The following is a 10,726-nucleotide window of genomic DNA, read 5'->3' as shown; positions in this document are numbered from 1 at the left end:
GGGCTGCGACGCGGGTCGCCTGCCGTCCGGGGACTGACGACGCATTGTGATCCAAGGAGGGGTCGGATTGGCTTGGTGTGGCACAGTCTATGGATCGGCCTCGGCTTTCGGTGCCCCCGGATCGAGGGCCATTTCGGGGTACGGCCCGGCGCCGGATTCACGGTCCACGGGGCGTCCCGACGCCTCCGCGATCGAGCCGCGGCGTTCGCACGGTCGCGGTGCTCGTCGGCCCGGGCCGTGATGTTCGCTCCACGGGTGGGCGGTCAGCGATGTCCGGCGTCGAGGGCTCGGTCACGACGCGGCGAATCGGGGGACGAGGAAGCCCCCTCCCGCGTGGGAGGGGGCTTCAGGTGGTCGGGGTGACAGGATTTGAACCTGCGACCTCTTCGTCCCGAACGAAGCGCGCTACCAAGCTGCGCCACACCCCGGTGGCCCGGTCGGGCCTCAACAAGGATAGCCGAAAAAACCCGGCCGCCCGACCACGCGCCTACGCGGCCGGGACGAGCGTGAGCAGCGTCGCCTCGGGCGGGCACGCGAAGCGCACCGGCGCGTAGATCGACGTGCCGAGGCCCGCCGACACGTTGAGGTACGCCGTGCGCAGCCCGTGCCGCCAGACGCTCAGCCCCTTGACCTGCTGCCGCGGGATGTCGCAGTTCGTGACGAGGGCGCCGAAGCCCGGCACGCACACCTGCCCGCCGTGCGTGTGCCCGGCGAGCATGAGCTGCGCGCCGTGGTTCACGAACGAGTTGAGCACGCGCTGGTACGGCGCGTGCGCGACGCCCACGGTGACGGTCGGCCGCCGCTCGGCGACGGCGGATGCCGCGTCGGGCCACAGCTCGTCGCCGAGCGGGTCGTCGGCGCGCAGCTCGTCGATCGCCGCCGTGATGAGGTCGAGGCGGTCGTACCCGCGGTGCGGGTCGTCGACGCCGAAGAACTCGAAGTGGGTGCCGCGCAGGTCGAGGCTCGTGGCGGTGTTGTCGAGGTCGCGCCATCCGAGCTCGGCGAAGTACGCGTGCAGCGCGCCGATGTCGAGTCGCTTCGCCCGCTTGACGATGCCCGACGGGCCGCCGAAGTACGAGAACGGGTTCTTGAGCGCCGGCCCGAAGTAGTCGTTCGAGCCGTTCACGAACACGCCGGGGATGCCGGCGAACGGCTCGAACGCGCGACGGATGCCGTCGAGGCCGCGCTCATGGCCGAGGTTGTCGCCCGTGTCCACGATGAGGTCGGGCTCCAGCGCCGCGAGCGACCGGACCCACTCCTGCTTGTCGCGCTGCCACGGCGCCATGTGCAGGTCGGAGAGGTGGAGCACCCGCACCGGCTCGGCGCCGGCCGGGAGCACCGGCACGTCGGCGCGGCGAAGCGTCCAGCGCGTGCGCTCGACGAGCGAACCCCACGCGAACGCGGCGGCGCCCGCCGCGCCGATCGCGATGGCGATCCGCGCGGCGGGCGTCAGTGGGCGGGGACTCAATCGTTCCCCGGTGCGCCGCCGCCGTCGAAGTTGACGGTGACCTCGTCGCCGCGCTCGACGGAAGTGCCCGGCGCCGGGTCCTGGCTCGTCACCGTGCCCGTCGGGTTGCCGCCGCCGCCCTTCATCCTGAGGCCGGCCGCATCGAGCGCGGCCTTGGCCTGGACGACGTTCATGCCCGTGAGGTCGGGAACGGTCGTGCCATTGCTCTTGCCGCTGCTCGTGAACACCCGGATCGTCGAGCCCTTGCCGGCCTGGCCGGACGGGTCGGTCCCGGAGACCGTGCCTGCCGGCTGGTTCGATTCCTGCTGGCCGCCGTCCTCGACGACGAAGCCCGCTGCCTCGAGCGCCGCCTTCGCCTGGTCGAAGGAGAGTCCGGCGACCTGCGGCACGTCGACGAGGACCTGCTTGAACGCCGACTCGTCGGGCTCGGGGAATTCGTCGCCGCCGTACTTGTTGTCGGCGAGCTCCATGATCGCCGGCCAGATGCGGTGTCGCGCAGTGGCGGCGCTGCCCGAGTCGAAGCTCGTCTCGCGCAGGTTCGTGCGGTTGTCGCCGCCCGTGACGTTGCCAACCCAGACCGCGGTCGCGACCTTGGTGCTCGCCCCGATCATCCAGGTGTCGAACGCGTTGTCGGTGGTACCCGTCTTGCCGATGTGCGGGACGCCGGTGCCGGGGTCGGACGCCGTGGCGGTGCCCCCGCCGGCGAAGGTCTGCTGCATCGCGTACTCCATCGCGTGCGCGACCTCGGGGGTCACGGACTGCGTGCAGGTCGACGCCGGCGGGGGGATCTCCTCGCCGTCGGCCTTCACGATCCTGTCGATGGCGATGGGCGTGCAGGTGAGGCCGTTGTTGGCGATGCCGGCGAATGCCGCCGCCATCGTGACCGGGGCGACCTCCTGCGTGCCGAGCACGTCGGAGGGGTTCATGCCGAGCTCGCCGCCGTCGGCGCGGTGCACGCCGAACGCCTGCGCGGTCTGCTTGAGCTTGCAGAGGTCGAGCTGCGAGGCCATCGCGACGAAGCTCGAGTTCACCGACCACGCCGTCGCGTCGACGGCGTTGTTCGCGACGCGGCCGTCGTCGTTGCGCGGGTTCCAGGCGGGGCTCACCTGGAAGGTGCCGCCCTCGCAGCTGTTGTTGAACGTCGTGAACCCGCGGCGGGCGCCGTTGAACGTCTCCCGCAGCGAGTGGCCCTCGTTCAGCCATTCGGCGAGCGTGAACACCTTGTAGGTCGAACCGGGCTGGAAGCCCGCCGACCCGCCGTAGTCATGGTCGGTGCTGTAGTTGATCGACGTGAACTCGGGGCTCGTCGCCGCGACCTCGGGATCCTCGGTGAACTTCTTGTTCTGCGCCATGAAGAGCACGCGGCCGGTGCCCGGCTGCACGCCCACCGCGACGGAGCCCACGTCGAAGCGCGGATCGGCGTACGGCACGTTCTCGGCGACCGCGGTCTCGGCCTTGTTCTGCAGCTCGAGGTCGAGCGTCGTGTAGACCTGCAGGCCCTCGGTCTGCAGGAGCTGGCGACCCTCGTCGACCTCGGGGGTGTTCGGGTCGTCGTAGTTGTTCAGGATGATGTTCTTGACGTAGTCGCAGAAGTAGGCGCTGCCCTGTGCGGTGACGCAGCCCGTGCTGGGCTCGTGGATGGCGGGCGTGACCGGCTCGGCGATCGCGGCGTCGTGCTCCTCCTGCGTGATCTTCCCGCCCTTGAGCATCTCGTCGAGGATGTAGTCGCGGCGCTGCTTGTTCGCGGCGTACGGCACGGGCTCGCCCTTGTCGTTCACCGTGGCGGCGCCGTTCTCCTCGCTCTCGGGCTGGTCGAGGCGGAACTTCTCGGGGTGGTTGACGATCGCGATGAGGCTCGCCGCTTGGGCGAGCGTGACGTTCGCGGACGTGGTGCCGTAGTAGTACTGCGCCGCCGACTCGATGCCGTAGACCCGGCCGCCGAACGCGGCGATGTTCAGGTAGCCCTTGAGGATGTCGTCCTTCGAGAACTTCTTCTCGAGGGCGATCGCGTAGCGCATCTCCTTGAGCTTGCGCTCGGGAGAGGTCTCGGTGGCGGCGTCGTAGGCCGCCTGCTTGTCCTCCTCGGTCGTCGCCTCGCGCACGCCGTTGTTGATGAGCACGTTCTTCACGTACTGCTGCGTGATCGAGGAGCCGCCCTGCACGTCTTTGTTGAGGATGTAGGTGCTGACGGCACCGCGGATGGTGCCCTGGATGTCCACCCCGCCGTGCTCGTAGAACCGGGGGTCCTCGCCGGAGACGGCGGCGTCCTTCACGTACTGGCTGATCGCGTCCCAGGCGACCTCCTCGCGGTTCTCGTCGAAGAACGACGCGAGGAGGGCCGGCGAGCCGTCGGGCTGGGTGGCGTAGATGTCCGTCTTCTGCGAGAGCTCGTCGATCTCGAGGTACCCGGGGAGGTTCTCGAACATGGAGATGCCGTTGTTCGCGGCCATGCCGGTCACGGCGAGTGCCGGGGTCACCGCAGCGGTGACGAGAACGCCGGCGAGAGCGCTGAGGCCGACGAAGCCGAGGATCCCGGTGCCGACGTCGCTCATCGTACGTTTTTGGGCAGACATATAGTGGAGCTTAACAAAGAAGGCTGGCAAAACCCGCTATGCGGGCCGCTGGTCGCGTTCGCCTGCCGACACGCCCGTCCCCGCCCGATCCGATCGGCATCGAATCCATCCACCCCGTATCAGAGACGAGGAATCGCATGCCGGCCTGGGAGTACATCACCACCCCGCTGCTCATCCACAACACCGCGGCCATCCTGAACAACTGGGGATCCGAGGGCTGGGAGCTCGTGCAGGTCGTGCAGGGGCCCGAGGGCGGCCTCGTCGCCTACCTCAAGCGCCCGGTCGGCGGGGAGTCGTCGGCCGCGGCATCCGCCGGCGCCGCGGCTGCCGCGCAGGCCGCCAAGCAGTTCGAGGGAGAGGCCTGATGGCCGCCGTGGAGGCGCGGCTCGCCGAGCTCGGCATCGAGCTCCCCGAGGTCGCTCCGCCAGTGGCCGCCTACGTGCCCGCGGTCGTGAGCGGCTCCTACGTGTACACGTCGGGCCAGTTGCCGTTCACCGCCGGTGCGCTGCCCGCGACGGGCAAGGTCGGCGACGGGCACGGGCTCGTCCCCGCCGACGACGCCAAGGAGTACGCGCGCACGTGCGCGCTCAACGCGCTCGCGGCGATCCGCGCCGAGCTCGGCTCGCTCGACCGCATCACGCGCGTCGTGAAGCTCGTGGGCTTCGTGGCATCCGACGCGTCCTTCACCGGCCAGCCGGGCGTGGTCAACGGCGCGTCCGAGTTCCTCGGCGAGGTCTTCGGCGACGCCGGACGCCATGCGCGCTCCGCGGTCGGCGTCGCGGTCCTGCCGCTCGACGCGCCGGTCGAGGTCGAGCTCATCGTCGAGTTCGCGTAGTCGCGCGGGCGTACGCGCCCGAGACGACGGATGCCGCGGCGGGAATGCTCCCGGCCGCGGCATCCGCGACTTCAGGTTCTGGTCACTGCACCTGACGCGTGATGGCGGTCATGACCGACGTGTCGGCGAGCGTGGTCGTGTCGCCCACCTGCCGGCCCTCGGCGAGGTCGCGCAGCAGGCGCCGCATGATCTTGCCCGAGCGCGTCTTCGGCAGCTCGTTGACGATGAAGACCTGCCGGGGACGCGCGATCGCGCCGATCTGCATCGCGACGTGCTTGCGGAGCTCCTCGGACGCGATCGCCGGGTCGTCGATGTGCGAGACCTGGCTGGCCTTCAGGATGACGAACGCCACGACGGCCTGGCCCGTGGTCTCGTCGGACGCGCCGACCACAGCGGCCTCGGCCGTGTAGGGGTGCGCGACGAGCGACGACTCGATCTCGGCCGTCGACAGGCGGTGGCCCGAGACGTTCATGACGTCGTCGACGCGGCCGAGCAGCCAGATGTCGCCGTCCTCGTCTCGGCGTGCGCCGTCGCCGGCGAAGTACTTGTCGCCGAACTTCTCCCAGTAGGTCTCCTTGAACCGCTCGGGGTCGCCCCAGATGCCGCGCAGCATCGACGGCCACGGCTCGGTGATGACGAGCAGGCCGCCGCCCTCGCCGTCGACCCGCTCGCCGTCGTCGGAGAGGATGTCGACCGAGACGCCCGGGATCGCGACCTGCGCGCTGCCCGGCTTGAGGTCGGTGACGCCCGGCAGGGCCGAGATCATGATGGCGCCCGTCTCGGTCTGCCACCACGTGTCGACCACGGGGATGGAGCCGCCGCCGATGACGTGGCGGTACCAGATCCAGGCCTCGGGGTTGATCGGCTCGCCGACCGAGCCCAGCAGGCGCAGCGAGCGCAGGTTGAACTCGTGCGGGATCTGCCGGCCCAGCTTCATGAACGAGCGGATGGCGGTGGGCGCGGTGTAGAGGATCGTGACGCCGTACTTCTCGACGATCTCCCACCAGCGGCCGGGATGCGGCGTGTCGGGCGTGCCCTCGTAGAGCACCTGGGTCGCGCCGTTCGCGAGCGGACCGTAGACCACGTAGGAGTGGCCGGTGATCCAGCCGACGTCGGCGGTGCACCAGTACACGTCGCGCTCGGGGTGGAGGTCGAACACGTTCCGGTGCGTGAACGCCGCCTGCGTGAGGTAGCCGCCAGACGTGTGCAGGATGCCCTTCGGCTTGCCGGTGGTGCCCGACGTGTAGAGGATGAACAGCGGATGCTCGGCGCCGAACGCCTTCGGCTCGTGCTCGTTCGACGCCTGCCCCACGGTGTCGTGCCACCAGTGGTCGCGGCCGTCGACCAGTTCGACGTCGTTCTCGCCGCGGCGGACCACGAGGACGTTCCGCACGGTGTCGCCCTCGGACTTCTGGAGCGCCTCGTCGACGACGGGCTTCAGCGGGAACACCTTGCCCTTGCGGTAGCCGCCGTCTGCGGTGATGACGAGGGATGCCTCGGCGTCGTCGATGCGCGACGCGAGGCTGTCGGCGCTGAATCCGCCGAAGACCACCGAGTGCACCGCGCCGATGCGCGCGCACGCGAGCATCGCGACGACGGCCTCGGGGATCATCGGGAGGTAGATGGCGACGCGGTCGTGCTCGCCGATGCCGAGCTCGGTGAGCACGTTCGCGGCGCGCTTCACCTCGTCGGTGAGCTCGGCGTACGTGACGTCGCGGCTGTCGCCGGGCTCGCCCTCCCAGTGGAGCGCGACGCGGTCGCCGAGGCCGGCGGCCACGTGACGGTCGAGGCAGTTCACGGCGACGTTGAGCTCGCCGTCGTCGAACCACTTCGCGAACGGCGGGTTCGACCAGTCGAGCGTGCTGGTGAAGGGCTTCTCCCACTGGAGCAGCTCGCGGGCCTGATCGGCCCAGAAGCCGAGGCGGTCGGCCGCGGCTGCTTCGTAGAGGTGCTTGTCGGCGACGGCCTGGGCGGCGAACTCGGGGCTCGGGCGGAAGCGCCTGATCTCCTCGAGTGCGTGATCGATCTGAACGGTCATGGTTCTCCGGTCGCTCCTTCGCGAGTGGTGCATCGGTTGGGTCGCCTGCCCCACCTGCACATTACCTCCCGTCGCCGAACACCTCGTAACGGGTGGGTCACGCCGGGTCGCATGCTCTTCCGAGCGCCCGTGGGAGCGGTTACTGTGCCTTTGCGCAGAGAAATCTGTACGTCCGCACAAATGAGGACAAATAATGCTTGCGCATCCTTCCTGAAGCCATACACTGGGTACCGCCCGAACACTCGTTTCGAGGCCTGCAGCGCTCGCGATTCCCCCCAATCCTTGCGCTGCCGAGGCGGCACCTGTTCCCCCCAATGGGTGCCGCCCCCTTTCGTTTAAGGGCAGCGCATCCCCGTCGGGAGCGAAGCATCCGAGACGAGTCCTCCTCCACAACGACGTGGGGGAGGCTCCTCTCCCCAGCCGGTTCCGGCGCACGATCGCCGTCGCGCCACCGACCGTACGGTCGTCGCATGACCACCCCGTTCGTCGCGACGCCGTCCTGGCTCCGATCCGCGGCGCCCGATGCCCAGGCTGTCACCGGTACGGTCCCGGTCGATCAGCCTGAGGCTCCGGCGTCGCGCGACGCCCCGGCGACGGCGCGCACCCGACCCGACCTCTCGCTCCTCGGGCCGCTCGCGTCGTTCGCCGCCGCCGGCCCGGTGACCGACCTCTTCGTGAACGGCGATCGCGGGCTCTGGATCGACCGCGGCTCCGGTGCCGAGCGCGAGCCCGCGTGGTCGGCCGCCGAAGACGAGGTGCGCGCGCTCGCGATCCGGCTCATCGCCCGCGGCGGCCGCCACATCGACGAGGCGACCCCCGCCGTCGACGTCCGGCTGGGCGGTGGCGTCCGGGTGCACGCCGTGCTGCCGCCCGTCTCCACCCGTGGCACCGTCATCTCCATCCGGGTGCCGCGCGTCGCGGGCTTCCCGCTGCGCGCGCTCGCCGCGGCCGGCATGCTCGACCCCGGCCAGGAGACGATGCTGCGCGACGTGGTCGCGACGCGGCGCAACCTGCTCGTCACCGGCGCGGCCGGCGCGGGCAAGACCACCCTGCTCGCGGCCCTGCTGTCCGAGGCCGATCCGCGCGACCGCATCGTGCTCATCGAGGACGTCGCCGAGCTCGCGGTCGACCACCCGCACGTGGTGTCCCTCGAGGCACGGCAGGCGAACCTCGAGGGCGCCGGCCGGCTCGGACTCGACGCGCTGCTGCGAGAGGCCCTGCGCATGCGCCCCGACCGCCTCGTCGTGGGGGAGTGCCGCGGCGCCGAACTGCGCGAACTGCTCTCCGCGCTCAACACCGGCCACGACGGCGGCGCCGGCACGCTCCACGCGAACTCCCTCGACGACGTGCCCGCGCGACTCGAGGCCCTCGGATCGGCGGCCGGGCTCGACGCGCACGCGGTCGCGCGGCAGGCGGTCAGCGCCTTCGAGCTCGTGCTGCACGTCGAGCGGGTCGACGGGCGCCGGCGGCTCGCCGGCATCGGACGCTTCGCCATGCGCGACGGGCGACTCGCGGTGGTGCCGCAATGACCGCGGCCACGAGCCTGCGCAGCCGGGTCGCGACCCGGCTGCGACGCCGGAAGCCGGATCCGGCGGCCGAGCTCGACGCCGTCGCGGCCATCGCCGAGCGGCTCGCGGTGCTGCTGTCGGCGGGCGTGCCCGCCACGGTCGCGTGGTCGCACGTCGACGTCGGTCCCGCCGGCGAGGGCGGGGCCCGTGTCGACGACGGTGATGTCGCGGTGCTGCGGGCGGCCGCAGCGGCGGCCGCCGACGGCGAGTCCATTGCCGCCGCGATCGCGTCCGCCCGTGCCGCCGCGCCGCGCACGTCCGCGCGGTGGGCGATCCTCGGCGCTGCCTGGGAGGTCGCGGTCGAATCCGGGGCCCCGCTCGCGTCCGGCCTGCGCGAGCTCGCCGGCGCGCTCCGAGACGAGGCGCAGCTGCGTCGAGAGGTCGGCACCGCGCTGGCGGGCCCCGTCTCGAGCGCTCGGCTGGTGCTGGCGCTCCCGCTCATCGCGGTGGTGTTCGGGGCGGCCTTCGGGTTCGACACCGTCGCCGTGCTCTTCGGGAACCCGCTCGGCGTCGCCTGCGTCGTCGGCGGCGTCCTCCTCCTCTGGGCGGGGCGACGATGGAGCCGCGCACTCGTGGCCAGGGCGACCTCGCACGAGGCGGAGCGCGGGCTCGAGCTCGAACTCGTCGCCATGGCCATGTCGGGCGGCGCCGCCGTCGAGCGCGCCCGCGCCATCGTCCGGGGGGCACTCGCATCCCTCGGCGGCACCGCATCCGTGGCCGACGACGTCGACGTCGTGATCGCCGTCGCCGCGCGAGCGGGCGCTCCCGTGGCCGACCTCCTCCGCGCCGAGGCGGCGCGCCGGCGACGCGCGGCCCGGGCCGACGGTGCAGCCCGCGCCGCGGCGCTCGGCGTGCGTCTCATGCTGCCGCTCGGCGTCTGCGTGCTGCCGGCCTTCGTGCTGCTCGGCGTCGTGCCGCTCATCGTCTCGGTCGTGACGGGCACCCTCGGCGGTGCCGCATGACGATCCCGACTCGTGCCGCCCGCCCGCCGGTCACCCGGCGCAAGAAGGAAGGAACACCACCATGCACCATCACCCCGGCGACGCGCCGCCCACCGTCGCCCTCGTCGCCGGCCGCGCGCCGGCATCAGCCGCTGCCGCACCGAGCGCCCGTCCCTCCGGGCGCCTGCATCGGGTGCTGCGCCGCCTCTCGGGCGAGCGCGGTGCTGCGACCGCCGAGTACGCCGTCGCCACCATGGCGGCGGTCGGCTTCGCGGGCCTGCTCGTCGTCATCCTCCGCGGCGACGAGGTGCGCGGCATCCTCACCGACCTCGTGCGGAATGCGCTCACGGTCGGATGACGGGGATCGGGGCAGCGTGACGGCCGAGTTCGCCGTCGCGCTGCCCGCGATCGCCCTCGTGCTCGCGGCGTGCCTCGCGGCCGTGCTCCTCGTCGCGCAGCAGGTGCGGCTCGAGGACGCGGCGGCCGACGCCGCACGGGCGCTCGGCCGGGGCGAGTCGGAGGGCGTGGCCGGGTCGATCGCCGATCGGGTCTCGGGCGGTGCGCGGCTGTCCTCGTGGCACGAGGATCCGTTCGTGTGCGTCGCCCTCAGCGCCGACGGGTCGGGGTTGCTCGCGGCGATCGAGCTTCGCGCGGAGTCCTGCGCGGTGGCGGGTGGGCTGTGACGTCCGCGGCGTGGACGGCACCGCGCGCTCCGTCAGGCGAGCGCGGAGCGGCCTCCGTGCTCGCCGTCGGGATCGTCGGCGCGACGGTCGCGCTCGCCGCCATGGTCCTGCCCGTGACCGCGGCCTTCGCGGCGTCCCAGCGTGCCGCCGGCGCCGCCGACGCGGCCGCCCTCGCCGCGGCGGACGCGCTGTCGGGTGCCGTGCCCGGCCTGCCGTGCGACCTCGCCGGGCGCATCGCAGCGCGCAACGGCGCCGCGCTCGCGTCGTGCGAGACGGGTGGGCCCGTGGCATCCGTGACCGTCACCGTCCCGTCGTTCGCCGTCGAACTCCGAGCCGGCGCGAGGGCGGGCCCTCCTGGGTGGCACCCGTGAGCTCAGTCGAAGACGGTCTCGATGAAGCGGTACTCCACGGCGGTCGGACGATCGTCGTCCTCGGCGCCGAACTCGAGGCCCGCGGCCCGGGCGTAGATGTAGTGCTTGCCTTTGTCGGTGTTCAGCTCGAGGCGCGGGCGAGGATCGCCCGTCTCGAGGAAGGCGGTCGCGACCGTCTTCCCCTCGAGCGGACCGTCGATGAGTTTCGCCGTGTACGAGCTCGCGGAAGAGGTGTCCATGCCGCCATTC

The 10,726-nt window shown here is 71.9% G+C and carries 11 protein-coding genes and 1 tRNA gene; 7 read left to right on the top strand and 5 right to left on the bottom strand.

What is annotated here, in order from left to right:
* Positions 1-351: 351 nt before the first annotated feature.
* The 3 genes from FYC51_RS02440 to FYC51_RS02430 form a co-directional block, all read right to left on the bottom strand.
* Positions 352-428, bottom strand: a tRNA-Pro gene (locus FYC51_RS02440).
* A gap of 59 nt (positions 429-487) precedes the next feature.
* Positions 488-1,468, bottom strand: coding sequence for a metallophosphoesterase (locus FYC51_RS02435; RefSeq protein WP_148732095.1), 981 nt, complete (start codon positions 1,466-1,468; stop codon positions 488-490).
* Positions 1,465-4,020: a transglycosylase domain-containing protein gene (locus FYC51_RS02430; RefSeq protein ID WP_238476175.1), complete on the bottom strand. Its 2,556-nt coding sequence runs from the start codon at positions 4,018-4,020 to the stop codon at positions 1,465-1,467. The genes FYC51_RS02435 and FYC51_RS02430 overlap by 4 nt, the downstream gene beginning before the upstream one ends.
* Positions 4,021-4,178: 158 nt before the next feature.
* On the opposite strand from FYC51_RS02430, the gene FYC51_RS02425 reads away from it, so the two are divergent.
* Entirely contained in the window at positions 4,179-4,406 is a 228-nt protein-coding gene (locus FYC51_RS02425; RefSeq protein WP_092676002.1) for a Sp36 family protein, read from the top strand.
* Positions 4,406-4,876 carry a RidA family protein gene (locus FYC51_RS02420; RefSeq protein WP_148732093.1) on the top strand — a complete coding sequence of 157 codons (471 nt, stop codon included), beginning with the start codon at positions 4,406-4,408 and terminating at the stop codon, positions 4,874-4,876. Before FYC51_RS02425 ends, FYC51_RS02420 begins: the two co-directional genes overlap by 1 nt.
* Positions 4,877-4,958: 82 nt before the next feature.
* On the opposite strand, the gene acs is transcribed toward FYC51_RS02420, so the two are convergent.
* Positions 4,959-6,914, bottom strand: a complete 1,956-nt coding sequence (gene acs / locus FYC51_RS02415) for an acetate--CoA ligase (protein WP_148732092.1) — start codon at positions 6,912-6,914, stop codon at positions 4,959-4,961.
* A 470-nt stretch (positions 6,915-7,384) separates the two neighbouring features.
* Between acs and FYC51_RS02410 the strand changes: the two genes are divergently transcribed.
* The 5 genes from FYC51_RS02410 (at position 7,385) to FYC51_RS02390 (ending at position 10,477) form a co-directional block, all read left to right on the top strand.
* Complete coding sequence (locus tag FYC51_RS02410) at positions 7,385-8,443, top strand: TadA family conjugal transfer-associated ATPase (RefSeq protein ID WP_148732091.1); 1,059 nt, start codon at positions 7,385-7,387, stop codon at positions 8,441-8,443.
* Complete coding sequence (locus tag FYC51_RS02405) at positions 8,440-9,444, top strand: type II secretion system F family protein (protein WP_148732090.1); 1,005 nt, start codon at positions 8,440-8,442, stop codon at positions 9,442-9,444. Before FYC51_RS02410 ends, FYC51_RS02405 begins: the two co-directional genes overlap by 4 nt.
* 61 nt (positions 9,445-9,505) lie before the next feature.
* Entirely contained in the window at positions 9,506-9,781 is a 276-nt protein-coding gene (locus FYC51_RS02400) for a DUF4244 domain-containing protein (protein ID WP_148732089.1), read from the top strand.
* A gap of 16 nt (positions 9,782-9,797) precedes the next feature.
* Positions 9,798-10,106 (top strand): TadE family type IV pilus minor pilin, encoded by a 309-nt coding sequence (locus FYC51_RS02395; protein ID WP_238476174.1) that lies wholly within the window; start codon positions 9,798-9,800, stop codon positions 10,104-10,106.
* Positions 9,998-10,477 carry an Rv3654c family TadE-like protein gene (locus tag FYC51_RS02390; protein ID WP_338014664.1) on the top strand — a complete coding sequence of 160 codons (480 nt, stop codon included), beginning with the start codon at positions 9,998-10,000 and terminating at the stop codon, positions 10,475-10,477. Before FYC51_RS02395 ends, FYC51_RS02390 begins: the two co-directional genes overlap by 109 nt.
* 2 nt (positions 10,478-10,479) lie before the next feature.
* Here FYC51_RS02390 and FYC51_RS02385 read toward each other — a convergent pair whose 3' ends face one another.
* Complete coding sequence (locus FYC51_RS02385; protein WP_148732086.1) at positions 10,480-10,716, bottom strand: hypothetical protein; 237 nt, start codon at positions 10,714-10,716, stop codon at positions 10,480-10,482.
* Positions 10,717-10,726: the final 10 nt, after the last annotated feature.

This window comes from Agromyces mariniharenae, from assembly GCF_008122505.1.
GTDB classification, from domain to species: domain Bacteria; phylum Actinomycetota; class Actinomycetes; order Actinomycetales; family Microbacteriaceae; genus Agromyces; species Agromyces mariniharenae.
The sequence above is the reverse complement of the archived record's forward strand: the minus strand, read 5'-3'. Positions and strand labels throughout refer to the sequence as shown.

Bases quoted from the DNA above. Each gene is read 5' to 3' on its own strand.
- FYC51_RS02410 (WP_148732091.1), top strand. From the start codon at position 7,385: ATGACCACCCCGTTCGTCGCGACGCCGTCCTGGCTCCGATCCGCGGCG.
- FYC51_RS02420 (WP_148732093.1), top strand. From the start codon at position 4,406: ATGGCCGCCGTGGAGGCGCGGCTCGCCGAGCTCGGCATCGAGCTCCCC.
- FYC51_RS02385 (WP_148732086.1), bottom strand. From the start codon at position 10,716: ATGGACACCTCTTCCGCGAGCTCGTACACGGCGAAACTCATCGACGGT.
- FYC51_RS02430 (WP_238476175.1), bottom strand. From the start codon at position 4,020: ATGAGCGACGTCGGCACCGGGATCCTCGGCTTCGTCGGCCTCAGCGCT.
- acs (WP_148732092.1), bottom strand. From the start codon at position 6,914: ATGACCGTTCAGATCGATCACGCACTCGAGGAGATCAGGCGCTTCCGC.
- FYC51_RS02400 (WP_148732089.1), top strand. From the start codon at position 9,506: ATGCACCATCACCCCGGCGACGCGCCGCCCACCGTCGCCCTCGTCGCC.
- FYC51_RS02405 (WP_148732090.1), top strand. From the start codon at position 8,440: ATGACCGCGGCCACGAGCCTGCGCAGCCGGGTCGCGACCCGGCTGCGA.
- FYC51_RS02425 (WP_092676002.1), top strand. From the start codon at position 4,179: ATGCCGGCCTGGGAGTACATCACCACCCCGCTGCTCATCCACAACACC.